Annotated in this window: 26 protein-coding genes; 15 read left to right on the top strand and 11 right to left on the bottom strand. The window is 67.3% G+C overall.

Annotated elements, in window-relative coordinates:
- The first annotated feature begins 34 nt into the window (after window positions 1-34).
- The gene (locus tag ACFYXC_RS00850; RefSeq protein ID WP_389545290.1) at window positions 35-1,186 is read left to right on the top strand and encodes a Gfo/Idh/MocA family oxidoreductase; all 1,152 of its coding nucleotides are present in this window, start codon (window positions 35-37) and stop codon (window positions 1,184-1,186) included.
- Window positions 1,183-1,656, top strand: coding sequence for a heme-degrading domain-containing protein (locus ACFYXC_RS00845; protein WP_389545287.1), 474 nt, complete (start codon window positions 1,183-1,185; stop codon window positions 1,654-1,656). Before ACFYXC_RS00850 ends, ACFYXC_RS00845 begins: the two co-directional genes overlap by 4 nt.
- Before the next feature lie 39 nt (window positions 1,657-1,695).
- Here the strand turns inward: ACFYXC_RS00845 and ACFYXC_RS00840 are convergent, their stop codons facing one another.
- Together ACFYXC_RS00840 and ACFYXC_RS00835 are read right to left on the bottom strand one after the other, a co-directional pair.
- A complete protein-coding gene (locus ACFYXC_RS00840) occupies window positions 1,696-2,349 on the bottom strand; it encodes a hypothetical protein (protein WP_389545284.1) in 654 nt (217 codons plus the stop codon).
- Between the two features lie 35 nt (window positions 2,350-2,384).
- Window positions 2,385-3,860: an alpha/beta hydrolase gene (locus ACFYXC_RS00835; RefSeq protein WP_389545281.1), complete on the bottom strand. Its 1,476-nt coding sequence runs from the start codon at window positions 3,858-3,860 to the stop codon at window positions 2,385-2,387.
- A gap of 186 nt (window positions 3,861-4,046) precedes the next feature.
- Here ACFYXC_RS00835 and ACFYXC_RS00830 point away from each other — a divergent pair, with 186 nt between their 5' ends.
- Window positions 4,047-5,240 carry a sensor histidine kinase gene (locus ACFYXC_RS00830; protein WP_389545279.1) on the top strand — a complete coding sequence of 398 codons (1,194 nt, stop codon included), beginning with the start codon at window positions 4,047-4,049 and terminating at the stop codon, window positions 5,238-5,240.
- Window positions 5,241-5,954: a response regulator gene (locus tag ACFYXC_RS00825; protein WP_389545276.1), complete on the top strand. Its 714-nt coding sequence runs from the start codon at window positions 5,241-5,243 to the stop codon at window positions 5,952-5,954.
- Window positions 5,955-6,168: 214 nt separating this feature from the next.
- On the opposite strand, the gene ACFYXC_RS00820 is transcribed toward ACFYXC_RS00825, so the two are convergent.
- The 3 genes from ACFYXC_RS00820 to ACFYXC_RS00810 form a co-directional block, all read right to left on the bottom strand.
- Window positions 6,169-7,026: a fumarylacetoacetate hydrolase family protein gene (locus ACFYXC_RS00820; protein WP_389545273.1), complete on the bottom strand. Its 858-nt coding sequence runs from the start codon at window positions 7,024-7,026 to the stop codon at window positions 6,169-6,171.
- Window positions 7,027-7,102: 76 nt separating this feature from the next.
- The gene (locus ACFYXC_RS00815) at window positions 7,103-7,906 is read right to left on the bottom strand and encodes a YidC/Oxa1 family membrane protein insertase (protein WP_389546711.1); all 804 of its coding nucleotides are present in this window, start codon (window positions 7,904-7,906) and stop codon (window positions 7,103-7,105) included.
- 219 nt (window positions 7,907-8,125) lie between these two features.
- Entirely contained in the window at window positions 8,126-8,458 is a 333-nt protein-coding gene (locus tag ACFYXC_RS00810) for a DUF6412 domain-containing protein (RefSeq protein ID WP_389545270.1), read from the bottom strand.
- 453 nt (window positions 8,459-8,911) lie between these two features.
- On the opposite strand from ACFYXC_RS00810, the gene ACFYXC_RS00805 reads away from it, so the two are divergent.
- A complete protein-coding gene (locus ACFYXC_RS00805) occupies window positions 8,912-9,928 on the top strand; it encodes an SEC-C domain-containing protein (protein ID WP_389545267.1) in 1,017 nt (338 codons plus the stop codon).
- A gap of 194 nt (window positions 9,929-10,122) precedes the next feature.
- Entirely contained in the window at window positions 10,123-10,485 is a 363-nt protein-coding gene (locus tag ACFYXC_RS00800) for a very short patch repair endonuclease (protein ID WP_389545264.1), read from the top strand.
- 345 nt (window positions 10,486-10,830) lie between these two features.
- Here ACFYXC_RS00800 and ACFYXC_RS00795 read toward each other — a convergent pair whose 3' ends face one another.
- Complete coding sequence (locus tag ACFYXC_RS00795; protein ID WP_389545261.1) at window positions 10,831-10,986, bottom strand: hypothetical protein; 156 nt, start codon at window positions 10,984-10,986, stop codon at window positions 10,831-10,833.
- A gap of 537 nt (window positions 10,987-11,523) precedes the next feature.
- On the opposite strand from ACFYXC_RS00795, the gene ACFYXC_RS00790 reads away from it, so the two are divergent.
- Genes ACFYXC_RS00790 through ACFYXC_RS00780 form a run of 3 tightly spaced genes read left to right on the top strand, consistent with a single transcriptional unit; the run spans window position 11,524 to window position 15,442 of the window.
- Window positions 11,524-13,593, top strand: coding sequence for a helix-turn-helix domain-containing protein (locus ACFYXC_RS00790; RefSeq protein WP_389545258.1), 2,070 nt, complete (start codon window positions 11,524-11,526; stop codon window positions 13,591-13,593).
- The gene (locus tag ACFYXC_RS00785; protein WP_389545256.1) at window positions 13,590-14,564 is read left to right on the top strand and encodes a hypothetical protein; all 975 of its coding nucleotides are present in this window, start codon (window positions 13,590-13,592) and stop codon (window positions 14,562-14,564) included. Before ACFYXC_RS00790 ends, ACFYXC_RS00785 begins: the two co-directional genes overlap by 4 nt.
- A complete protein-coding gene (locus tag ACFYXC_RS00780; RefSeq protein ID WP_389545253.1) occupies window positions 14,561-15,442 on the top strand; it encodes a DUF6339 family protein in 882 nt (293 codons plus the stop codon). The genes ACFYXC_RS00785 and ACFYXC_RS00780 overlap by 4 nt, the downstream gene beginning before the upstream one ends.
- Window positions 15,443-15,449: 7 nt before the next feature.
- On the opposite strand, the gene ACFYXC_RS00775 is transcribed toward ACFYXC_RS00780, so the two are convergent.
- The 3 genes from ACFYXC_RS00775 to ACFYXC_RS00765 form a co-directional block, all read right to left on the bottom strand.
- On the bottom strand, window positions 15,450-16,622 hold the full coding sequence (locus tag ACFYXC_RS00775; protein ID WP_389545250.1) for a DNA cytosine methyltransferase: 1,173 nt from the start codon (window positions 16,620-16,622) through the stop codon (window positions 15,450-15,452).
- 11 nt (window positions 16,623-16,633) lie between these two features.
- Window positions 16,634-17,650, bottom strand: coding sequence for a DNA cytosine methyltransferase (locus tag ACFYXC_RS00770; RefSeq protein WP_389545248.1), 1,017 nt, complete (start codon window positions 17,648-17,650; stop codon window positions 16,634-16,636).
- 65 nt (window positions 17,651-17,715) lie between these two features.
- The gene (locus ACFYXC_RS00765) at window positions 17,716-18,375 is read right to left on the bottom strand and encodes an ATP-binding protein (RefSeq protein WP_389546708.1); all 660 of its coding nucleotides are present in this window, start codon (window positions 18,373-18,375) and stop codon (window positions 17,716-17,718) included.
- 222 nt (window positions 18,376-18,597) lie between these two features.
- On the opposite strand from ACFYXC_RS00765, the gene ACFYXC_RS00760 reads away from it, so the two are divergent.
- The 5 genes from ACFYXC_RS00760 (at window position 18,598) to ACFYXC_RS00740 (ending at window position 21,945) form a co-directional block, all read left to right on the top strand.
- Window positions 18,598-19,446: a helix-turn-helix domain-containing protein gene (locus tag ACFYXC_RS00760; protein ID WP_389545246.1), complete on the top strand. Its 849-nt coding sequence runs from the start codon at window positions 18,598-18,600 to the stop codon at window positions 19,444-19,446.
- Window positions 19,443-19,637 carry a DUF397 domain-containing protein gene (locus ACFYXC_RS00755; protein WP_389545243.1) on the top strand — a complete coding sequence of 65 codons (195 nt, stop codon included), beginning with the start codon at window positions 19,443-19,445 and terminating at the stop codon, window positions 19,635-19,637. The genes ACFYXC_RS00760 and ACFYXC_RS00755 overlap by 4 nt, the downstream gene beginning before the upstream one ends.
- A 222-nt stretch (window positions 19,638-19,859) precedes the next feature.
- Window positions 19,860-20,321, top strand: coding sequence for a hypothetical protein (locus ACFYXC_RS00750; RefSeq protein WP_389545240.1), 462 nt, complete (start codon window positions 19,860-19,862; stop codon window positions 20,319-20,321).
- A 438-nt stretch (window positions 20,322-20,759) separates the two neighbouring features.
- Window positions 20,760-21,476, top strand: coding sequence for a hypothetical protein (locus ACFYXC_RS00745; RefSeq protein WP_389545238.1), 717 nt, complete (start codon window positions 20,760-20,762; stop codon window positions 21,474-21,476).
- 166 nt (window positions 21,477-21,642) lie between these two features.
- Window positions 21,643-21,945, top strand: coding sequence for a hypothetical protein (locus tag ACFYXC_RS00740; RefSeq protein WP_389545235.1), 303 nt, complete (start codon window positions 21,643-21,645; stop codon window positions 21,943-21,945).
- Window positions 21,946-22,127: 182 nt separating this feature from the next.
- Here ACFYXC_RS00740 and ACFYXC_RS00735 read toward each other — a convergent pair whose 3' ends face one another.
- The gene (locus tag ACFYXC_RS00735) at window positions 22,128-23,075 is read right to left on the bottom strand and encodes a GlxA family transcriptional regulator (protein ID WP_388916658.1); all 948 of its coding nucleotides are present in this window, start codon (window positions 23,073-23,075) and stop codon (window positions 22,128-22,130) included.
- Window positions 23,076-23,289: 214 nt separating this feature from the next.
- Between ACFYXC_RS00735 and ACFYXC_RS00730 the strand changes: the two genes are divergently transcribed.
- On the top strand, window positions 23,290-23,868 hold the full coding sequence (locus tag ACFYXC_RS00730; RefSeq protein WP_389545232.1) for a protease: 579 nt from the start codon (window positions 23,290-23,292) through the stop codon (window positions 23,866-23,868).
- Between the two features lie 3 nt (window positions 23,869-23,871).
- Here the strand turns inward: ACFYXC_RS00730 and ACFYXC_RS00725 are convergent, their stop codons facing one another.
- The gene (locus tag ACFYXC_RS00725) at window positions 23,872-24,378 is read right to left on the bottom strand and encodes a hypothetical protein (RefSeq protein WP_389545230.1); all 507 of its coding nucleotides are present in this window, start codon (window positions 24,376-24,378) and stop codon (window positions 23,872-23,874) included.
- Between the last annotated feature and the right edge of the window lie 24 nt (window positions 24,379-24,402).

Below are 24,402 nucleotides of genomic sequence, written 5' to 3'. Positions count from 1 at the left end.
GCACTTTGGCAACAGCGTTGTTTAAGTGGAGGGCATGACTGGCACAGGCTCTGACACCTCCCTCGGCCAAGGCTCTCCCGGCACCGGCTCCCGCCGCGAGGGCCCCTTCCGCGTGGGCCTCGTCGGCTACGGCCTCGCGGGCTCCGTCTTCCACGCCCCGCTGATCGCCGCCACCGAGGGCCTCACCCTCGACACGGTCGTCACGGCGAACCCGGACCGGCAGCGACAGGCGAGGGACGAGTTCCCGGACGTACGGTTCGCGGCCACTCCCGACGAGCTCCTGGAGCGCGCCGGCGAGCTGGACCTGATCGTCATCGCGTCCCCGAACAAGACGCACGTCCCGATCGCCCGGGCCGCTCTCCAGGCGGGCCTGCCGGTCGTCGTGGACAAGCCGATCGCGGGCACGGCGGCACAGGCCCGCGAGCTGGCCACCCTCGCCGAGGAGCGCGGCCTGCTGCTCTCCGTCTTCCAGAACCGCCGCTGGGACAACGACTTCCTGACCCTCAGGAAGCTGATCGCCGAGGGGAACCTCGGCGACGTCTACCGCTTCGAGTCCCGCTTCGAGCGCTGGCGCCCCGAGCTCAAGGGAGGCTGGCGCGAGTCCGGCGACCCCGCAGAGATCGGAGGTCTGCTGTACGACCTCGGCAGCCACGTGGTCGACCAGGCGCTGGTCCTCTTCGGCCCGGCGGCCACGGTGTACGCGGAGTCGGTCGTACGCCGCCCGGGTGCCGAGGCCGACGACGACACGTTCATCGCGATCACGCACACGAGCGGCGTCCGCTCCCACCTCTACGCGTCCGCGACGACGGCCCAGCTCGGCCCGCGCTTTCGCGCCCTGGGCTCGAAGGCCGGCTATGTGAAGTACGGCCTGGATCCCCAGGAGGCGGCCCTGCGCGACGGCGAACGTCCGACCGCGGGCGGCGGCGGGCAGCAGGGCGAGAAGGAGTGGGGCGTGGAGCCCGAGGAACTGTGGGGCCGTATCGGCGCGGGCGAGTCCCCGCTCACCGGCGGCGGCACCCCGGTCCCGACCCTGCCGGGCGCGTACCCGGCGTACTACGCGGCCGTGGCCGACGCCCTGCGCGGTACCGGCGAGAACCCGGTCACCGCGCTGGAGGCCGCCGCCGCCCTGGACGTCCTGGAGGCCGCGCACCGCTCGGCCCACGAGAAGGTGACGGTGACCCTGTGAGCACTCCCGACGCACCGACGATCGCCGAACTGGAGGAGCAGGAGCGTCGCCTGACGCTCCCCCGCTTCACCCATGACGACGCGTGGACCCTCGGCACGCTCCTGGTCGAACTGGCCCGCGAACGCGAGGCGCCCGTCGCCATCGACATCCGCCGGGGCGGCCAGCAGCTCTTCCACGCCGCGCTCCCCGGTTCGGCCCCGGACAACGACGCCTGGATCGACCGCAAGCGCCGGGTCGTGGAGCGCTACGCGGCCTCGTCCCTCCTGGTGGGCACCCGCTTCCGCGCGAAGAACACCACGTTCGAAGCCTCGTCCCGCCTGGACCCCGACACGTACGCGGCCCACGGCGGAGCCTTCCCGATCACGATCGAGGGAGCGGGCGTGATCGGCACGGTGGTGGTCTCGGGCCTTCCGCAACTGGAGGACCACGCGCTGGTGGTGGAGGCCCTGACCCACTTCAAGGGCCGGTAGCCAGCCCCCCGGCCCCCCAGCACCGACTCTCCGCCTGGTTCAGCTCGCCGCGCCGTCGAGCAGTCGGCTGTACCGCACCCGCAGGGCCCGCTCGGTGCCGGCCGCCGCGGTGAGCAGGGTCAGCACGGCGTTGCACCAGGCCGGTGGATGGACCGGCGCGGTGAAGGCCCCGACGTGCTCGGCCACCTCGGGCACCCCGGTGACGTGTTCGGCGAGCTGCGCGGCCAGCACGAGCAGGGCGACGACGAGCACGCTCAGCGAGGCGGTGCCGATCCCCCGGCTCAGTGCCGGACGCGTCCGGTCGAGGTGGGCGCGGCGCCCCTCGGCGGAGGCGCTGTCCGGGACGAGCAGGTGTTCGGTGCCCGCGGCGGTGACGTAGTGGCAGCGCCGCAGCCCGAAGGCGCTCAGCCGCACCTCGACGGTGCCGCCGGGGACCGGGAAGGCGGCGGGGAGCCGCGACCGGGCGTGGTGCCGGCCGTCGAGGTACAGGTCGGCCCCGGCCTTGGTGGACGTCTGGTCCTGACCGCGCCTGACGTCCACGGCGTAGACCGGCTGTCCGCCGTCACCGCCGGTCGGCCGGAGGTAGAACAGGGAGCGGTACGGCAGCTGCCACCAGCGGAACCGCTGGAGCGGCCGTCCGTCCCCCGGGGTGATCCGCCGGGCGGCCCGGCGGTTCCGCATCTCCTCGAACATGTCCGGCGCCTCCGTCACTCGCTGCCGTCACTCGCTCACTTGACCGGTTCCGCCGCGCAGGCGAGGTCCCGCGCGGGGCGTTCTCCGGTGGTCAGGAACGTCGTCGCCGCGTCGTCGGCGCACGAATTGCCGGCGTACGGGTAGACGCCGTGGCCGCCCTGATCGACCGTCACCATCGTGGCCCGCCCGCCGAAGGCCCGCCGCAGCTCCCGGGCGCCGGCCAGCGGCGTGCCCGGGTCGCGCTCGTTCTGCAGCATCAGCACGTTCGACGGGCCCCGGCCGGTGATGCGTACCGGCGGCTCGGTCCGCTCCCGGGGCCAGAACGCGCAGGGGTTGACGCTCGCCGTGGAGCCGCCCAGCATCGGGTACCTCAGCCGGTCGACGGCGGCATTGCGCTGGTACTCCCGGATCGTCCCGGGCCAGCGCGTGTCACCGCAGACCACGGCGAAGCGTGCGGACAGCAGGTTCTCCGCGTTCGCGGGCAGTTCCGGGAGCGGCAGCCGTCCCCCCGTGTCGACCGCCTTCCAGAACGTGGCGAGTTCGGGCAGGGAGACGTCGGCGTAGAGCTTCTCGAAGGTGTGCCCGCGAAACAGGGTCCCGTCGAAGCCCTGGACCGGCTTCGCGTCCAGGCGCTCCACGAGTTCGTAGAACGTGGCGGTGACCTGCTCCGGTGTGGAGCCCAGGCCGTACTCGGGGTGCCCGGCGGCGAACGCGGCGAAGTCGGGGAAGCGGTCCCGCATCCCCCGGGCGAACAACCGCATCGCCGTGACGTCGTAGCCGCCGGGACCCAGGTTGCTGTCGAGCACGATCCGGTCGCCGCGCCGCGGGAACAGCGTCGTGTAGACCGCGCCGAGGTAACTGCCGTAGGACGCGCCGAGGTACGACAGCTTCGGCTCGCCCAGGGCCACCCGCAGGCGGTCCATGTCACGCGCGGTGTTCGCGGTGGTGGTGTGCGGCAGCATCCACGCCGTCCGCGAACCCACGCACTGTCCGGCGATCCTCCGCGCGTACGGGGCCTCCCGCGTGACGTCGGCCGCGGTGTGCGCGTACGGCGGGAAGTTGCCGCGCCACTGCTGCTCCCGCGTCAGGTCGCAGGTCACCGGCGTACTGCGGCCCACACCACGCGGGTCGAAGCCGATGATGTCGTAGGAGTCGAGCACCTCCCGCGGCAGCCCGGAGGCGGCGAGGACGGCCGGGTACGTCAGGCCGGAGCCGCCCGGACCGCCCGGGTTGGTCAGCAGGACGCCGCGCCGCTGCGCGGGCTTCTCGCTCGCCAGCCGGGAGACGGCGATCTCGATCTGCCGGCCGTTGGGACGGCGGTGGTCCAGCGGGACGTCGAGCGTCGAGCACTCCAGGCGGGGCGCGTCGGCTCCCTCGGGGCACGGACCCCACTCCAGCGCGCCCGGCGTCGGTATCGCTGTCGGCGTCGTGGCCGCCGACGACACCGACGCCGGCAGCGCGGTCACCGCCAACGCGGCGGCGGTGAGGGCCAGGGACAGACTTCTGCGCATGGGGTGTCCTCCTGTGGGGGGCTGTACCGGCACGTGAAGGAGTCTGTTCACCGGGAACGGCCGGCACATCGGCCCGGCGGACCGGCCCGCCCCCGACCGCGGGAGGGGCGCGGGTTAGACCTGGGTCCAAGACGCATCGGTCCTCGGTCTGACCCGCCGGCCGCGCCTTGTGGGGACAATGGCCTGGTGAACACGGACGGTGTGCCGCGGATCGGGACGTGGCGGCGGGTCTGGCCGCTGACGGTGGCCGCGGCCGTGGGCGTGCCGATCTGGCTCGCGACCCTCGCGCTGATGCGGAACCAGGCCGGCGGCCCGGGCTCCTGGACCCTCATCGGTGACCCGCTGACGGCCCTGGGCTGTATCTCGGTGCTCCTGTGGCGGCGGCGACGGCCCCTCACGGTCGCCCTGACGGTCACGGTCGCCTCGACCGTGTCGGCGCTCGCCACCGGCGCCGCGCTGATGGCGCTGTGCTCGGTCGCCACCCGCCGCCGCCCGGTGGAGATCGGGGCCGTCGTCCTGGCCTACGTGACCGCGTCACAGGTCGCCGTCTGGGTGTACCCGGTGGAGGGTTCGGCCGACACGTCGTGGTGGGTCCCGGTCGTCGTGCCGGCGCTGACCGCGGGGATCGCGGTGGCCGCCGGCATGGCGGTCGGGGCGCGGCGCAACGAGGTGCGGTCCCTGCGGGAGCGCGCCGAGAGCGCGGAGCGGGAGCAGAGCGCGCGGGCGGCGCAGGCACGAGCGCTGGAGCGCAACCGGATCGCCCGCGAGATGCACGACGTCCTCGCGCACCGCATCTCCCTGGTCGCCATGCAGGCCGGCGTGCTCGATCACCGCCGCGACCTCTCGCCCGACGAGAACCGCGTCCTGGTCCGCGGTATCGCCGAGGGCTCCCACCAGGCGCTGGAGGAGCTGCGGGAGGTCCTGGGCGTGCTCCGCGCCGACCCCGGCCACCCGGAACCACCGCAGCCCTCCCTCGACCGGATCCCCGACCTGGTGGCCGACGCCCGCGCCTCGGGCCTCGACGTCCGGCTCGCCGACACCGTGACCGGGGTCCCGCCCGACGGCATCGGACGGACCTGCTACCGGATCGTCCAGGAGGCGCTGACCAACGCCGCCAAGCACGCCCCCGGCGCGGTCGTGCGGATCACGCTCGACGGCGCCGCGGGCACCACCCTCGACATCGGCGTCCGCAACGGACCGGCCCCCCTGCGCACCGCACGGCCACCGGCCTCCGGCTTCGGCCTGCTGGGCCTCGGCGAACGGATCACCCTCGCCGGCGGCGAACTCGACCACCGCCCCACGCCCGAGGGCGGGTACGTACTCACCGCACGGCTGCCCTGGCCGGACGGCCCCGCCCACAGCCACGAAAAGAGCGCCTGAGTGAAAAGCCGACCCGCTCCCGATTCCGGCCCCGGCCCCGGTCCCGGTCCCGGTCCCGTACGGATCGTCATCGTCGATGACGAGGAACTGGTGCGCATGGCCCTGCGGCTCGTCATCGACGGCGAACCGGACCTGACCGTCGTGGCGGAGGCGGCCGACGGGAACGCCGCGCTCGCCGTGGTGGACGAACAGCGGCCCGACGTGGTGCTGATGGACGTACGGATGCCGGGCCGGGACGGTCTGGACACGACCCGGGAACTGCTCACCCGGCCGGCGCCGCCCCGGGTGCTGATGCTGACCACCTTCGACTCCGACGACCTGGTGCTCGGGGCGCTGAGCGCCGGGGCGCTCGGCTTCGTCCTCAAGGACACCCCGCCCGCGCGCATCCTCGACGCGGTACGGACCGTCGCGGACGGGAATCCGGTGCTGTCCCCGGCGGCCACGGCACGGGTGATCGCCGCGGCCACCGGCCCGGACTCCTCACACATCCGTGAACGGTCCCGCGAGAACGCCCGCCGACGGCTGTCCGTACTGACCGAACGGGAACGGGAGACCGCCCAGGCCATCGCGGACGGCCTGGGCAACCCGCAGATCGCCGAGCGCCTCCACATCACCGTAGCCACGGTCAAGGCCCACACCAGCAGCCTGTTCACCAAGCTGTCAGTCGAAAACCGAGTACAAATCGCCCTCCTGGTCCGCGACGCAAACTCCTGACCCCTGCCTCACAGGGGCGCGGGGAACGGCGCGTCTTTCGCCTTTCAGCGGCGCGGGGAACGGCGCGGTCTTTGTCTTTAGGGGCGCGGGGAACGGCGCAGTCTTTTGCCTGTCAGGGGCGCGGGGAACTGCGCGACCAGCCACAACACCCCGCACCCACCAACACACCCCAGCCAACCCCCGCCCACAAAAAACCCGCACCCCAGTGGAACGCCTACGCAGAGGCAAAAACCTGCCGCTGCCGCCCCAACCCCTCAACCTCCAACTCCACGACATCCCCCGCCCGCAAGAACGGCTTCGGCTCAGCCATCCCCATGGCAACCCCCGCCGGCGTCCCGGTATTGATCACATCCCCGGGATGAAGAGTCATGAACTGACTCACATACCGCACGACCTCCCCCACGGAGAAGATCTGGTCCGACGTACTCCCGTCCTGCCGCACCTCCCCGTTCACCCACAGTCTCAGCCGGAGCCCCTGCGGATCGGTCACCTCGTCCGCAGTCACCAGCCACGGCCCCAGCGGATTGAACGTCTCGCAGTTCTTCCCCTTGTCCCAGGTCCCCCCACGCTCGATCTGGAACTCCCGCTCGGACACGTCGTGCGCCACCGCGTACCCGGCGACATGCCCGAGCGCCTCCTCCCGCGTACCGAGGTACCGCGCCGTACGGCCGATGACGACCGCCAGCTCGACCTCCCAGTCGGTCTTCACCGAGCCACGCGGCACGAGCACGGTGTCGTGCGGCCCGACGACCGTGTCCGCCGCCTTGAGGAAGACCACCGGCTCGGCGGGCGGCTCGGCCCCCGTCTCCCGGGCGTGGTCGTGGTAGTTGAGGCCGATGCACACGACCTTGCCTATCCGGGCGAGCGGCGGCCCGATCCGCAGCCCGTCCGCGTCGAGCGCGGGCAGCTCCCCGCCGGCGGCGGCGGTACGAATCCGGTCGAGGGCCCCGTTGTCGGAGAGCAGCACCCCGTCGATGTCCGGCACGACGCCCGACAAGTCGCGCAGGACGCCCTCGGTGTCGAGGAGCGCGGGGCGCTCGTCCCCGGCCGGACCGACTCGCAGCAGCTTCATGAGCACGTTCTCCCTTGATCGCGGGCAGCCCGACCGATGGGGTAGAGCCATCGGAGGATTGGTCGATCCTCCAAGGTCAGCGTCCAGTAGGCAATACCCGGTTCACGGACTGGACCGCACCCGGCATGTCCCGGTACAGCACCGCCCGCTCCACCGCGCTCCACGTCGTGCTGGTCACCACGTACAGCGCGGCGGCCAGCGGCACGAACGCGACGGTGAACAGCGTGAAGAAGGACATCAGCGGCATGACCGTGGTGAGCGCACCGAGCCCGGGCACCTGCGGCTGCCCGCCCTGGCCCCCACCGGCCGCACCCGCTGCTCCCGCGGCACCCAGCGCACCGCCCGCACTCGCGGCCATCATCGACTTCGTACGCCGGTAGTTGAAGGTGGCGACGACGGCGACCACCCCGAACAGTCCCAGGTACACCAGCCCCTGCGCGCCGAGGACACCACCGTCGCCGAGCGCGTCCGCCCACCGGCCCCCGAGCGGTGCCGCGAACAGCTTGTGGGCGAGCAACGCGTTCGGTTCGTCGCCGATCCGCGAGGCGGAGAACAGGTGGTAGAGGAGGAAGAACGCCGGCAGCTGGAAGAGGCTCGGCAGGCACCCGGACAACGGGGACACCTTCTCCGCCGCGTGCAGCTCCAGCACCGCCTTCTGCAGCTTCTCGGGATTCTTCCCGTGCTTCTTCCTCAGCTCGGCCACCCGTGGCTGCAACGCGGCCCGAGCCCGCTGCCCACGCGCCGAGGCCCGCGACAGGGGGTGCACGAGGAGCCGTACGAACGCGGTGAACAGGACGATCGCGGCGGCCGTCGCCGAGGTGTGGAAGAGCGGATCGAGCACCTCCGCGAGCCCTTCGACGAGGCTCGCGAAGGCGGACATGAAGGAGGAGTAGCCGGAAGCGAAGACGGACATGGGTGAGCCCTCCGAGGGTCTCGTCGTGCCGAGGAGAGGAGACGTGACGTGACGTACGTCGGCATGACGACCCGCGAGGGGCGTGCGGAAGCGGAAAACCAGTAGCAAGAAGCAAGTAGCAAGAAGGCAGAAACGCGGCGGCCACCGTCTGCGCCGCACGCCGCGTGCTGCGTGCCGCGTGCTCTCCTACGTCCCGTACGTCCCCTGCGCGGCCGTCGGGAGGGACAGCCCGGGAGCTCGGGGACGCCTGCGCCCCCGGGCGTCGGGATCGCGCTGCGGCAGGAACGCCGTGCGCTGCTCCCGGTCGCGCATGGCCGTACGGACCCGTGTACGGGGCACGGCGGGCGCGAGCCGCGAGGCGATCAGGGAACAGGCGGCGAGCGCGGACCCGGCCGCGGCGGTCGCCGCGAACGTGACGGCGACGGCACCGGAGAGGCTGCCCGTGTCGAGGAGCGCCACCTGCAGGACGAGGACGAGCAGCAGAACGGCGGGCTTCACCTGCGCCCAGGTCCGTGTCATCGGCTGCTCCTCCTTCCTGATGTCCTCCTGCCGTTATACACGACGCCGGCAGACAGGAGGCACGACGGACTCCAGCCTGACCGTGGTACCCCGGGGGCATGGTCGTCACCCTCCGAGCGGGGGCAACACGCTTGCGGATGGGCGGAGTTGATGGTGCAGCGGAGACCCGTGCGACTGCGTCGGCGGCGGGCGGGCTCCCGGGGTACGCGCATCGCCTCGGCCGCCGGTCCTGCAGTCCGCGTTCCTCGGCGAAGCGGGCCCGGCGGCGGAGGGCTGAGTGCTGCGTGCTGGGTGCTGGTGACGACCTACGTCGACCCGTCCGAGCCGCGGGGCGGGCACGCCCCGCCCCGGCACCGGCGCGGCGTGCCCGTGCGGTGCGGGATCCCGGCCCTGGCCTGCACATGCCTCACGCATACCTCACCTCTGTCGGCCGTCGGCAGTACCGTGTCACCCATGCGCCCCGACACGTCTGCCGAGTACGTCGACCACAACGCCGAAGCAGCACGCCTGGAGCGGACAGCCGGCCTGTATCCCGAGGACGCCGAACACCTGCTGTTGCAGGCCGCGGCCCACCTCGAACTCGCCGACGACCGCCCACGAGCCACCGCTCTCTACGACCGCCTGCTCGCCGGCACGACCCCTCTGGAGAACCCGTTCCTGGTACGGGCCCTGAAGGCGGCCAACCTCTGGGAGTACGGCCACGAGGCGGAGGCTTCGGCCATCATCGCCGGAGTCCGCGCGGCGGCCCCCCGGGACCCCGCCCCGTGGGTGATCGTCGCGGAGGCCCTGGAGGCCCACGACGAGCTGGAGGCCGCCCAGGAGACGTTCACGGAGGCGGCGGTCCACCTCCTGACCGACGTCCCGGAACCCCCGTACGCGACCCACTCGATCCTCTTCGGCCGCCACCGCGTACGCCGCATGCTGGGCCTGCCCCACGACGCCTGGGACGGTCTCGCGGACACGCTCCACTCCTCCCCGGTCTCCCTGGACGAACTCCACGACCCGAAGCGCGTGTGGTCCCTCGGCTCCGAGAACCCGGCGGAACTGGCAGCGGAGATCTCACGCCTGCGCGCCGAACTGGGCACGCACCGGGAGACGTTGTCCCGCCCGTTCCCGGTGGCGGTCCTCCACTGGCCGGCCCCCGAACTCACCGAACTCCTGACGGCGTACCCGTCCCTGTCCACGGAGTACCCGTCCCACGAGGAACACCTCACGACGATAGAGGCGTCCCTGCGCGAACTCGCCTCCTCCGGCACCCCGAACCTCGGCATCGTGACAGGCACGGTCCCGTCGTACGAGGCGTTCGCAGCCTCGGAAAGCGCGTCCCCCGCAGACGCGTCACTCCTACCGCAGTACGCAACAACCCTGGCCGCCAGAGGCAGGGCAACAGCCTGGCCACCGGAGCGGGGGGCGGGTTGTTGGTGTGGGTCGGGACAGGCTTATGAGGCTTGTCATGGGGGCGGCGCCTGAGAACGCCAGCGCTCGACTTGGCAACCGGCGCCACCAACTCCCCTTTTAATACCCGGGGTTGGTGGTGCAGGCGCCCATCCGTGACTAGTTGAGACACACCACCCGACCGACCCGGTTCTTCATGGAACCGACGCTGGCATAATGCCTCCGTGCCTCACTCTGTCGTCCCGTCTTCCTCTGCCGTCTCAGCTCGCATGAGCCGCCAGGGCTCCCGTGACACTGCACCGGAGATTGCCGTCCGACGGCTTCTGCACGCTTCGGGACTGCGATATCGAGTGAACGTACCCGTGCCCGGCATGCCGCGTCGCACGATCGACATCGCCTTCCCGAAGGCAAAGATCGCTGTCTTCTTGGACGGTTGCTTCTGGCACGGGTGCCCCAAGCACGCGACACAGCCCAAGGCGAACGCCGAATGGTGGCGGGCCAAGCTCGACAAGAACATGGCCCGGGACCGTGAGACGACTGAGCATCTGAGAGCCGAAGGTTGGACTGTTCTGCGCTTCTGGGAACACGAAAAGCCTGCGGAAATCGCCCAGTTCGTCATTGACCGTAAATAGACACCAGGGACGGTTGACCCAAAATGAGACATATAGGCCACCGAAGCGACTCGAAGCGAAAAACGTAGCCACCGTCGACGATTTCACTCAACCCCTCTCAAACGAGGCAGAGTTGAAGCGCGACGGACCGCCGCAAAGATCAAAGGACAACGCGAACCCGGCAGCCCAGGGCGAACAGGACCTGGGAGAATGTCATCACTACCGCAAAGATTCGTCTCGCCTATGGCAAGGCGCAATTAACGAACAAGCCTTGGACCGGCCGAGACTGGCCGCACCGCGTCAAGTCCAACACCTGGCGCCGATGGCCCTTCGTTGACGATTGCGAATCCCTCAGGTTGCTGACGACTATGAATCAGCCCCGCGCTCGCCTTCTGTGGGCTCTGCAGTGATGCCATCGACGACGTCACTGATGCCGAGATTGATCTCCTCCGGCCCTCTGGTGAGTTTGATCACGGTTGATGAACCGCTGACAGTGAACTCCACGGAGTAGTGCCCGTCCATGGGCACCTCAGCGAAGACCTCGCGCCTATTGGGACGCACGGAACCTCCACGATTCCAAAGATTGCTTGGACAACAACAAGCAGGAACAGTCGCCGTAGCGGTTGGGTCACTCCCCAACCGTGGGACGGTTCGACATGACGAACCTGGGGACAGCTCCCATCAGGGTCACCTGCGCGAACAGGCACTTGCGACGCACCAACACAACGATGTCCGGCCGTGATTCGCGCTGCACGGCCCCAGCCGATCAAACAAGAAGCAGGGGAACCAGGCGTGTACCACAGGACGTCTGGACAGTATGAAGACAACTGAGACCCCGCAGGAGTGCGGAGTGACCGGCAGCCTACCGCGTCTCGCTCGTCCGTGCGAACGAGTCAAATCCGTTCGATGCGGCATCGATCGGCCTGCTAGCATCGCACCCATACCCGCCATCGGACAATCACATGAACTAAATATGCACCATATGTCCGAATCTAGTTAAGCAATGTTAAGAAGCAAAAGATCAATTAACCACGTGCCCGCCGTAGAGCGAAGGTGACGATGAAGGACTTCAGTACGTGGCTCAGCGACCGACTGGCTGAGCGCGGGATGAGCCAGAAGACACTCGCAGAGCTGACCGGGGTCACTGGCGCAGCTGTGACCGGCTGGATCAACGGCCGTTCAGAACCGCGGTACGAAAAGATCGCCGCCATCGCCGCGGCCCTGAACGTCGAGGTCGAAGACGCTGTCAACCGCCGAACTCCGGTGGCACCTTCTGATGACGTCAAGTGGATCTTCCGAGTAGCTCCGGAGGACGGCGGGCGGGAAGGCGGCAATACGGCTACTTTCGCCTTCTCCGCGAGCCTGGACGTTCTGGCACGAGAGGCGACCCAGAACAGCCTCGATGAACAGTTGCCGGGATCCGAACCAGTCACCACCAAGCACACGCTCCATGAGTTGACCGGCCAACACCTACGGGACTTCATGGGTGCTCTCGGATGGGAGTCGATCGAAAGACACATCCATGCGGCGGCAGACACCCGTCAGAAGGTCGGCCGTGTACTGCGCGACGGACTCCTCGAATTGGAGCGTTCCCAGCGACTCATTCTGCTACGCGTGGACGACTTCAACGCAACCGGCCTCACTGGGCCGGAGTTCGAGGACGGACGATTCGCTCGTGTTGTCCGGCGGACACTGGACAGTGGCAAAGCGGGTGTGCAAGGCGGATCCTTTGGCCTGGGGAAAGCCGCTCTGTGGGCAACCAGCCGATTCGGGCTGGTTCTGGTGAACAGCACACTGTCTGTTCCCGAGGGCGGGCGCACAGAACGACGCATGGCCGGCAGGCTGGAACTGCCTTGGCACACGCTGGATGGCGTGGAGTATGCCGGTCCGGGCTGGTTCGGTACTGTCGCTCCAGAGCGCCAGAACACGGCTCAGTCCTGGTGGGGTGAAAAGCAGGCCGCAGAGTCTCTCTACCTGGAGCGGGACGACTCCTCCCCAGGTACCACGTTCCTTGTCGTCGCCGCCTACGACGGTTCGGGTGAGACCGAGGACCTGGAAGACATGCACGATCGCTTGGTACAGAGTCTTGCGCACAATTTCTGGGCCTCCATGGTCGGAGGGAGACTGGAGGGCGCGAAACTCCGTGCGTCCGTTGCCTCGTTCCGCAACGGCACCCCAGTGCGGGCCGAGGAATTCATCGACCCGTATGCGCACGAGCCTGCGCGTTCACGAGCTGTGCAAGCATTCCTGGACGGCGAAACCGTAGATGAGCTCACTGACCGCGACCAAGTTCTGCAAACCACAGTGCCCCTGGAGTTGCGCCGTCGTAAGGACGATCAGAGCTCCAAGGATCCGGGTGTCCATGAAGCGGTGTTGCTCCTCACTCCTGCCAGCGATGACGATGAACATCCGAATTCCATTGCCTACATGCGTGCGACAAGAATGGTCGTCAAGTACAAGCGAGTCGGCGACCTTCCTCTAGGACATCGCCCGTTCCAAGCTGTTCTTCTCGCTGGAGCAGCAACCCGCAGCGAGGCACCGGACGCCGTGGCTGCAGAGCATTTCCTTCGCACTGCGGAGCCACCGGATCACAACGACTGGATCGGTACAGAGGACCTCACTGCAACGTACGAACGTGGCGCGCGTCAAAAGGTCATGGATTTTAAGAAGCTGGCGGAGCAGAAGGTAAGAGAGGTCCTGCGCGGTCAACAGAATGAGACTCTCCAGGACGAAGGACCGGAAGTACTGCGCGAGTTGCTTCGTTTGGATCCACCGAAATCGACGCGAAGTCACGGATTCCCGATCGTGAAGGCCATCGAAGGGTTTCTCGATGACACAGGTGCTTGGGACGTGACGGTCACAGTGAAATTGCCCAAACGCGACGAGCCGTGGGTTCTCGCGGCGGTGCCGAAATTCCTCACCCGCTCTACAGCGCCACTCAACGTCGAATGGAGCAAGTTGCTTCCCCTTGATTCCTGTGCGTTGACGCCCCTCGGTAACCTAATCTTTCGCGATGGCGCCACTCAGGGGAGATTCCGAGGGGTCACGGATATCTCCAGCCACCCTGTGTCCGCGGCGATGTCGCAAGTCATGGTCGACGTGCGACGGGCGAAGGAGGAACTTTCGTGAGATCGGTCTTCCCCTACCGGGTACTCAGTAGCGACGTTACCCTAAGGGTGGAAAAAATCTCGGTGGACAACAAAGCCAAAGGGCTGGACCGGATCAATGACAAGGCTCAGGTCGTAGCTCTGCAGGATCTCGAGGAGACCAACCAGCGATGGGCAGACATACGTCTAAAGGTGTCTGTGAGAACAGACGGGACAGAGCTTTCCTCTGGACCATGGACGCTTCCGCAATGCGTCGCCGTGGTTACCAATCGGCGGACCAACGTCTATCACTCGTTCCCCTTGGACCCTCAAGATGGGGGGGTCTGGGTCGGCGACATTGAGCTGAGACGTGAAGAGCACGTCGGACGAAGCCAGTTGTCCGCAAGCATCGTGGCCACGGTTGATGGCATTGAGGGCCGGCTCATCGGCGTTTCCGAAACAAGCTGGGATGTGGACTTCGAAGCGAAGGTACCTGCACCCGAACGTTCAATGAAGATGCGCTGGATCGACTTCACCGAGCACGACCACCTCAAGGAATACCGCGACGACCCGTGGCTGGTCGACTCAGAAGCCGGCGAACCTGTACTTCTGCTGAATTCATCTGTGGACGGGCTCCGTGGCGTACTGGAAACCCCCCATGGAAGTGAACAAAAACTTGTCCGAGAGATCATGGCATCCCAGGTGGCGTCCGAAGCATGGAGTGCGATGTTCAACGCAGCCGTGTATGCCTGCGACGTACTGGACGGCGAACCGCAGTGGCCTGGTGGGTGGCACGAGGATGTCCTGCGAAAGATGATCCCCGATCTGTATCCCGACCTCTCCCCCGAGGACGCTCTGATTGAATTGGTGGAGGCTCGTACAGACGGCGAGAACGGGAGCGACTTGCAGCGTCGGTTGATGCACGGTTCCGGCGTGCACTCCCGTAAGCCCAGAAAGGTGTCAACCGCTTTGCGTGATCTGCGACGCATGGCCAACAGGAGGGAGACCACATGAGATCAGATATCGGGTTCGAGATACCGGAGAGACTGGGGCGGCTCTCGGATTCCGTGGCCGGCAAGGTCCTGACTCCCAGCGTCGTGAACGGTGGGCCCCTACCTCAGGCAACGCTGATCAGCAACTCCACCGAACCTCCGGATGATTCACCCCGATGGAACGCCGCGGAAGTACGCGCCTTGGTCGAAGAAGCAATGGAGCGTTTCATCGACGAACGCCCTACGACGTCCGATGCATGGCTTGCTCCCCGATTGCACTACACGCTGCGCCTGACCCGCGCCGAGGCAAGCGATTCAGGCTTGTGGAACTTCATAGCGCTCCGGGTCGCACCGGACTATGTCCGGTGGCGTTGGGGAAAAGACAGGGGCGGCCAAGTGTCCGTGCGGCAGGCGGCACGGTTCAGTGGACGCTGGGATATCCAATGTTTCTCCCGCCTCTGGTGGGCAGCGGAACTGTTCCGTGACGGCGAGGACTACCGGCCTGTGGTCGTCGCATGCAGTAATCAGGACGTACTCAACACGGTACTAAGATTGAACATGAACCATCATCGACCGTCTGCGCAGGCTTTGGTGGAGCTTGTTGAAAAAAAGACCGTAAGCACAGGACGCGAGGTGAATGGTCTCGTCAAAGCGGCAGGTGCGGCAGGTAGCACGCTGACATACGAGGTAATCGCGCCCGATGAGCCCAAAGATTACGAAGCCCTACAACAATGGATCGATGCCATCGAATCGGATCCTGTATGGAATCCGAACAGCCTTCCCCAAGGCCCTATTGACGGTAGTGTGCCGTACCGCTCAGTCCAGCGGTTGGCCGAATGGTTCGAGGAACTCTTCGAGACAGCACCGGTTCGCGGCAAGCTCAACGAAACAGCTGAGTGAACAAGGATCACCCTCTGAGCGCCCCGTACACCATTCCGGCCAGAGCTCTCGCAAGACCGACAGGAACAGCATTTCCGATTTGTCGGCCAATTTGAATCTTGCTGCCGCTCCACTTGAACGAGGCCGGAAATCCCTGAATAAGGGCGGCCTCGTAATGAGTGATTGGTCGATGCTCCCGAGGATGTAGATAGCGTCCCTTCTCTGGCTTATAGAACTCAGTCCTGATCGTCACGGACGGCCGATCCCAGTACATGCGGCCCATTACATCGTGAGAGCCGCTCCGGTGCGCCAACCACCTCTCCGTGGACAGTTCCGGGGGAAGGTCATGGCGGTTGCCACCCACAGGAATGGCCCTGTAACGCTTTTGCGAGAGCTCCGTCGGATTGCGACCAAAGTGCAAATCCGTCGTTCGAAACGATCCAGGAAGGGTGACCTTGAGCGGCTCACATGTTCCTTCTGGCAGCTCTGTAGTGAGCGTCTCAGCCGGCGTTCTCCCGAACACCGCAGGACCGACCGCGACCCACTTCTCGATACCACCACCAGGAATAAACTCGTCCGCCTTCTTGGCGTGACTCGGATCCGGATATCTCAGATTTTCCAGATCCTTCAGATCTCGACGTACTGCAAGCACGATCACTCGACGCCTGGACTGAGGAACTCCGTAGTCTGCAGCGTTCAGAACCGAGTGTTGAACCAACATGTAGTCTCGAAGCATGCCGTCCGGCTTTTCTGTGGCCTCGTGAAGCAATGCAAATTCAGGAGACAACAAGAATCGATCGACGTTCTCGACAATAAAAATCTTAGGTTTGATGGCGTTGACGACCCGCGCATACTCTTTCCAGAGTTTATTTCGCGGATCACTCTTGTCTTCTTTTCCCAATCCGGAGAATCCCTGGCACGGAGGACCGCCAAGAATCACCTCGGCCTTAATCTCCTGGGCATCCGGATCCCAGTCTTCGATGTCTTTCGCATGGATATGATCGACACCGTTCGCTTCATCCGCAAAGTTCAGTGCGTAGGTGGAAGCGGCAGCAATATCGTGCTCCACTGCCGCCACCGTACGAAATACCGGCGAACCTGCGCCGTTCGGCCTGAACTCGTGGAACCCTTGCGTGAAGCCACCACATCCGGCGAAGAGATCAACGATGTTGATGGGGTCCGTGCGCTGGGTGGCGTTCATGCGGCCCGATCTTAGCCAGCGAGCTGCGACTGCGGCGAACCGGACCCAGCGAAGTGGAGGGCCGCAGCGATCTGGCGACCGACCGCGGTAGCGAGGGGCGGCGGAACCGCCTGCCCGACCTGCCGATAGCCCCGGGTCTTCCTACCGGCGATCTGCCAGTGCGGCGGGAACCCCTGGAGCAGGGCTGTTTGCGCCAAGGTCAAGGCAGGGAGCTCGTTGCGCTCGCCCCCCTGCGCCCATCCGTCCTCGGGTCCCGGCGGTTCATTGGCGAGAGTGCCACCGTTGATCCCGATCTTCTGCCAGATCGCCTTGGCCCGCTCAGGACCCAGATCCGGGCCGCCTCGCTTCTCCGAACCGCCCACCAACGTCGGCGCAACGATCTGTGCCTGCTGCGCCCAGGCCCTGGCATGCGGCCAGCCTCGACTGGCCATCGATTCATATAGCACCTCGCCAACATGTGGCGGCGGCTCGGGTGACGGGGCCGGCCAAACGAAGGCGTCCGCATACGGCTCTCGCAACGCGACAAAGAAGCCGTGCTCCCGGCTCTGAGGGACGCCGTAATTCTTCGCATTCAAGACATTCGCGAAGATTCGGAACCCGAGGTGCTTCAACTCGTCTTCGATTTCTCTACGCACATCGGCGAAGTCGTCCTTATTGACCAACCCCGGCACATTCTCCATGAGTACCGCACGTGGTCTGACAGCTCCCACCAGATAGAGAGCCGCCTTGATCAGTTTTCGTTCAGGCTGGTCATCTCTACGATTGATCGTAGCCATCGACTTCACTCGTGGGGTGCCCGCAGACAACAGATCCACGTCGTATACCTCTGAGTAGTGCTGTGGGTCGAAGGTGTTGAGATCCTCCTCCACGAGCAACCACTCGTGCCGGTTGGCAAACAGTGTCGCCAGCGCCTTCTCATCGGTGTCCACGAGTGCGGTCGGAGCAAACCCCGCCGCCTCCAACCCGAGTGCTAGTCCACCTGCTCCGGCGCAGATCTCCAGAGAGCTGAAGGGAGTTGAGGAAGGCATTCGGCTCCTTCATCGACGATACGTATTCTGCAACGTACGCCAAGAGGTGCCACCGCGACATGGAATCAGGATCGATGGCCACTCGTGTCAGCAGAAGGCTCCAAGACCTCCGCTTCGAAGCAGGTCTGTGCCCGAGCCAGCGCCTCGCCCGGATCACAACCGTGTGCTCGCAACCAGTAGAGGACGTCGATGATCACATCGATCGCAACTTTCCCTACGCCGGTGGCACACACAGCGCTTGAGGTTGCTGCCCGCGGGTTTCGAGCAGCGTCGTACAACCGGAACACGGTCTCGACTCTGGCGGCCCGAGCGCCGCCACCGTACCCGTTCCCGGAGGACAGACCTGTCGCCAGCTCGCACCACGTCACCTTTCGGTCGGCCAGAAGCAGAACACCCCAGTTGTCGGCTACGGCGTCGACGAGGGCCATACCGCGTCCTCCCTCGGAGTCCGGGCCGGCGGAGAGAAGAGTGGGCAGCGCACGCATATCGGGGTCATGGATCTCGATACGCAGCCGCGTGCCGCGCACGGATACCGCGAGCGTCGTCGGCGTGCCAGGGCCGACGTGCGTGATGACATTGGACACGAGCTCGCTGACACACAGTTGAGCTTCGTGCGTGACGTCCTCCAGCCCCCATGCCTGGAGGTGAAGCATCATGACGCGGCGCAGGGCCGCGACTTCCTCGGGTTCAGCAGTGAAGTCCAAGTCCCAGGGCTTCCGCGACATGGATGCTTCCTCGATCACCAGATCCCCTTTCGTTACTCACGCCCCCTGCGATCGATGCGCAGTGGAGTGCCTCGAGCACAGACAGTGAGAGGCGTCGCAAGCCAGAATGGCGTCAGCGTGTCCCGCTATGCAATGTGCATAGCGGGATTCCCACTTCTGAGTGATTGTCAGGCGGCATCCTTGGCGCGAGACTGAACGTCCGCTACCTGCAGGAGGGTTGAAGTGGCTGGTTCACCGACGGCACGCCGTCGTCGTCTCTCGATCGAGTTGAAGAAGCTGCGCGAGGGCAACGCCTTGACCTGCGCACAGGTCGGCGCGGCGTTGGACTGGAGCGGGTCCAAGGTCAATCGGATGGAGACAGGGAGCGGCCGGGTCCAGCCGTCGGACATCGATGCACTGTGCCGCTACTACGAGACCGACGACGAGCTGCGCGAGTTCCTGAAGTCCCTGGCCAGGCAGGCCAGGACTCGCGGTTGGTGGCAGGAGCACGGGGCGGGCGTACCTCAGTGGTTCTCCATCTACATCGGCTTGGAACAGGAAGCCTCCACGATCCGCCAGTACCAGTGCGAGTTGCTGCCAGGGCTCATGCAGACCTCTGCGTACGCCTGCGAACTGCACAAGACGGGGGCACACCTACCGGCCCAGGACATCGACCGGGCAGTACGCGTACGCATGGAGCGCCAAGCCATGCTGACGCGACCCGAGGCCCCGGACGCCTGGTTCGTCGTGAACGAGGGGTCTCTGCGCAACATCATCGGAGATAGAACTCTGATGAGAGAGCAACTCGAACGGGTGCTGGAGGCGGCCGAGTTGCCGAGTGTCACTCTGCAAGTCCTCCCGTTCGACTCAGGTACCTACCCGGCCACGGGATCCTTCACCATGCTCGGCTTCCCCGACCAGGAGGACCCGGACATCGTGTACCGGGACGGCATCACCGATGCCGTCTACCTCGAAGGGGAGCATCATGTGCGTGAGTACACCAGGGCCTTCGACGGCTTGAGGGCCGCGGCTCTGAGCCCTCAGCGTTCCGTCCACCTGATCGAGTCCGTCCTTAAGGAATACGCAGGATGAAGATTGAGCGGTCTGCTCCCGGAGCTCTCTCGCCGTGGTTCAGGTCCTCCTACAGCAACGGCGCGGGCGGTGAATGCGTCGAGTGTGCCCACGACCTGGGCGGAGCCGTCGTTCGTGACTCCAAGCGTGGCGAAGGACCGGTCATAGCGGTCCGCGCCCATGCCTGGCGGACCTTTATACGGGCGTTGTAGGGCCGTCTTGATGGCGTGCCTCGTCTGGGATGTGTGTTCGGAGTGACGTATATCCTGGCGCGCGACATACCGGCTGTCGGGCGGGCAAGTAGTAGGGCGGCCTCGGGGTGTGGCCAGGTGTAGGTCGATAGGGAGCCGGGGGACGACGTGGGGCTTGCTGAGCAACTGGTCACGGTGAGGGCTGTCCTGGCGGGTGCCGCGGGTTCGTATGTCACTACTCGGTTGACCGAGCGTGATCGGTTCACGCGGGATCTTCGTGTGCGGTGGGATGCGCATCGGCTCGACTCGTATGTCGCCTATGTGGCCGCAGTGAAGCACGTCAATCGGTGCACCCAGCAGATATTCGGCCTGCAGTGGGACGGTGGCGATCCTGCCGGGCGGGACGCCCTGGTGGCCGAAATGCGGGCCGCCGAAGGGGATCGGTCGCACGCCTTCGAGCAGGTGATCCTGCTCGGCGATACCGCGACTGTGCAGGCCGGTCATGATCTCAACGAGCGGCTCTGGCAGTTGGAGCGGCCGGCGCGGGGTGTCGAGGAGATCACCGAGGACGTGTGGCGTGAGCGCGCGAACGCGTGGTTGGTCGCGCTCAACAACTTCCACGCGCATGCTCGGCGGAATCTGGGGATCGAGGGAGACGGCGCTCGGCGTGATGTGGTGCCGCCGACTCGTGCGAGCGCGGACTAACGGACTAGTTGGCGATATGTAGGTCTTGCGGGTGCCGTAGGGCCGCCCGCTTCTCAGCCAGTTTCGTGCTTCCGCGACCCGCGTAAAGGGCGGCCTTCGGCCGTCGCCTGCGGCGATTCCGCTGCGCTTCACCCTTGACTCGGCCCGCTCCAGCACGGGGTGGAAGCGAGCGGGCGGCCCGGAGGAAAGGAGGCCCGGGTGGGGCTGTGGGCAAGTTGGTTGCCTTGTGGAGTGGGTCTGTGGGCGCGGACGCGTCTCGCCAGCACGCCGGGTCGACTCGGCGGCCTCGGGTGGGTAGTTGGGGTGGTGGGGGCGGTGGCCCCGCTGGTGTTCGAGGTGCCGTGCGGCGGTTGCTCCGGACGACCGCTGCCCACCGTTCCCTTTCGGTACCGGTGCCCGGAGGGGCTAGGTGTGGTGTGCTCGGGGATGATCTGTTCCATGGGGCATGAGAGAAGGCGCGGGGCGGACATGGACGACGTCCGGGTGTGGGACGAGCGGCTGGCCTGGGCGTACGGGCTGATCTCGAAGGATCCGGGTGAGCGGGCCGCCGCGCTCGATCAGTTGGCCTCCGCCAGGAAGGCGACGGCGGAGGCCCTGGACCGGTTCAACACGACCTTGATGACGTTGCAGGGGCAGGGGGTGCGGGACCCGTACCGGGATCCGGAGCTGCGCTCGGCCCACGAGGAGTACCTGCGGATCCGGAGCCGTTCGCTGCCCGACGGAGTGTGGGGCGGCGGGGACTGCGAGAACCTCCTCGCATGGCCCGGGCTGCCCTACGCGCTGCTCTTCCTGGAGTGGGAGGCCCGCTACCCGGACGAGTGGACCCTCACCGCCAAGGCGTGGGGGACGAAGGAAGGGCTCATCCGGGAGCTGGCCGTGCCCGCCGTCGGGCAGGATCCGGTGGCCCGGGTCAAGTTGATCGATCTGGTGGAAACCGTCGTGCGGCGGGCCTATCGCTGCAAGGACCGCGAGTACGTGCGCGTCGCCCGGGTCGTCGACGGGCATCCGTTGCGCGTACGGCTGGAAGGGGCCCTGCGGTCGGAGAATCCCTGGGCCCAGTTGCACGCCGGGTACGTGCTGTGGATGCTCGACCGGCCCGAGCTGCCCAACAGCCGTCATGTCTGGCGTACTTGGCTGGCCGACTCCCGTCAGTGACGTCAGTGACGGGAGTGAGATCAGTGACGTCACGGCGGGGCGACCCTTGTCCTGCCCGGCCGGCTGCCCGCATGCCCGCCTGCCCACCTATCGGCGTCCGTTGCGAGGATGGTCGGTCTCGGCCGACCGTCGAACGCAGCACCAGCACCAGCACCAGGAGGCAGTCATGGCGAAGGTACCGGCCGCGGTGGTGGCCGCGAGTGGGCTCATCGGCGGGTACGGGGTCGCCCGCTGGACCAGGAAGCGGGAGCTCGGCGGGGTCGTGCTCGCCGTCGCCGGGGCGGCCGCCGCGCAGCAGTGGCGGCAGCGGGCCGGCGGGAGGGCGGCGGGGGCACTGACCGCCGCGTACGTCGCCGCCTTCGCCGGATCCCATCCGCTCGCCAAAAAGGTCGGGGCATGGCCCGCGGTGTTCGGGTCGGCCGGGGCCGTCGCGCTGGCGTCCTGGGCCGTGGCCGACCGGCGGGGCTGAAGCACGCAGGCCCCGACCGGCGGGGCTGAACCGCACCGGCCCCGACCGGTGCCGCTGGACCGCAGTAACCCCGACCGGCGGCGCTGGACCGCACGAACCCCGACCGGCGGGGCTGGACCATACGGTTGCCGGGGTCGCCCCACGCGCGCCCCCGGCCCCCCGGCCCCCCGACAGCAGGGCCGCTAGCCCACAGCCCTGAACGCCCTCCGGTAAGCCTGCGGGCTCGTGCCCACCACCCTCTTGAAGCGGTCCCGGAAAGCGGTCGGTGAGCCGAACCCCGCCTGGACGGCGATCCGTTCGACGGGGTGGGTCGTCGTCTCGAGAAGGTGCTGGGCCGTGCGCACCCGCGCCCGGTGCAGCCACTGCAGAGGCGTCGTACCGGTCTGTTCGCGGAAACGGCGGTTGAGCGTACGGGCGCTGGTACCCGCCCGTGCGGCGATGTCCTCCAGCGTCAGATCGCGGCCGGCGTTCTCCTCCATCCAGGAGAGCAAGGGCTCCATCGTCGTACCCGCCGGGGCCGGGGGCTGGCTGTGGACGATGAACTGCGCCTGTCCGCCCTCCCGTTCGAGCGGCATGACGGACATCCGGGCCGCGTGGCCGGCGACGGCCGAGCCGTAGTCCTTGCGGATCATGTGCAGGCACATGTCCATCGCCGCGGCGGCACCGGCCGAGGTGAGGAACTGGCCGTTGTCGACGTAGAGGACGTTGGGGTCGACCGTCACCGCCGGGTGCATGGCCGCCAGGTCCGCCGCCGCGATCCAGTGCGTCGTCGCCCGCTGCCCGTCCAGCAGGCCGGTGGCGGCGAAGAGGAACGCGCCGACGCAGATCGAGGCGATGCGCGTACCGTTCGCCGCCGCCGCGCGCAGGGCCTCGCCCACCCCCGGTGGCAGCGGGCCGGTCGGGTCGACCGTGCCCGGCAGGATGATCGTGTCCGCCTCCGCCAGCGCCTCCAGCCCGTACGGCGCCCGTACGGTGAAGGCCCCCGCGTTCACCTCCTCGGTCACCGAGCACACCTTGATCCGGTAGGGCGAGCGGCCGTCGGGCAGCCGCGCCCAGCCGAAGGTGTCGATCGGAGCGGAGAGGTCGAACGGGATGACCTGGTCGAGCGCCAGTACGGCCACGGTGTGCATGGCAGAAGAGTAGGCATACCGCTGGTTCTGGCCAAGCGCCGCACATGACTGCCTGCACAAGACTGCCTGCACATGCCTGCCTGTACATGACGTGCGGAACGGCGTGCGGAGTTACGTGTGGAGCAGTGCACTCAGAACCTCTGGCGAGAATCCGTTGAAGCGTGGCAGTCCTGCCACTTCTCCGCGATCCTGCACGCCGCCTACCGTCCCCTTCGTGACCAAGTTCCTCCTCGTACTCCACGTCCTCGTCGCGATCGTCGCCATCGGTCCCGTCACCGTCGCGGCCAGCATGTTCCCGCCCAGCGCCCGGCGCGCGCTCGCCGATCCCGGTGATCCACGCGCGACGGAGACCGTGCGGCTGCTGCACCGGATCTGCCGGGTGTACGCGGCCGTGGGCATCGCCGTGCCCGTACTCGGCATGGCCACCGCCCTCAGCATGGGTGTGCTGAACGACGCCTGGCTGGTCGTCTCGATGGTTCTGACCGGGATCGCGACGGCGGTTCTCCTGGCGCTGGTGCTGCCGCGCCAGGAGGAGTTGCTCGAAGCGGTGGAGGCGGCCGGCGGCGCGGAAGCCACCGCGTCGACCGTCACACCGGCCGAAGCCACCTCGACGGCGTCCACGTCCACCCCCGCGTCGGGGGAAGCGACCACGACGGCGTCCGCGTCCACAGACGTCGCCGCCAGTACCCGCGTGACCGTTCAGCTCGCCATGTTCACCGGTGTCTTCAACCTGCTGTGGGCCACCGTCACGATCCTCATGATCGTGCGGCCCGGCTCCACGACGGGCGCCTGACGCTCAGACCTGCGGCCCGCATGCCGTGGGCGTGGGCGCGGGCCGCTGATGAGCGAGGACCAGCCCGTCCATCGAGTCGCCGGTGTCCTCCTTGAAGCGCCGCGCCACGGTCGTCGCGACGAGCACGCCCGCCGAGCCGACCAGGGTGGCGAACGCCCAGGTCAGGGACCAGGGCCAGCCTGACACGCCGGGCGGCTCGGGATGCGCGCGCAGGGCGGCGTACAGGAGCGTGGCCGGTGGCACCGCCACCAGCAGCAGCGGCCAGGCGAGGGCGTCGCGGCGGCCGAAGTACGCGGCCAGGAGGAGCAGACAGACGGCCAGGACCGCGATTCCGGGCCCGGTCACCTGGATCGTCTCCGTGGCCTGGCCGGCCGACTCGGGGTGGTCGCGCGGTTCCCGGGGGACGCAGAGGAGGTACGCCGCCGAGGACAGGGCGGCACCCAGCAGGCGGGTCAGCCAGCGTTCCGTCCAGGGGCGCTTCGACAGCGGGCCCAGCAGCTTCTCGGTCATGGGAACGAGGGTTCCTCTGTCGCA

The sequence above is a fragment of the Streptomyces sp. NPDC002701 genome, from assembly GCF_042889045.1.
Lineage (GTDB): Bacteria > Actinomycetota > Actinomycetes > Streptomycetales > Streptomycetaceae > Streptomyces.
The sequence above is the reverse complement of the archived record's forward strand: the minus strand, read 5'-3'. Positions and strand labels throughout refer to the sequence as shown.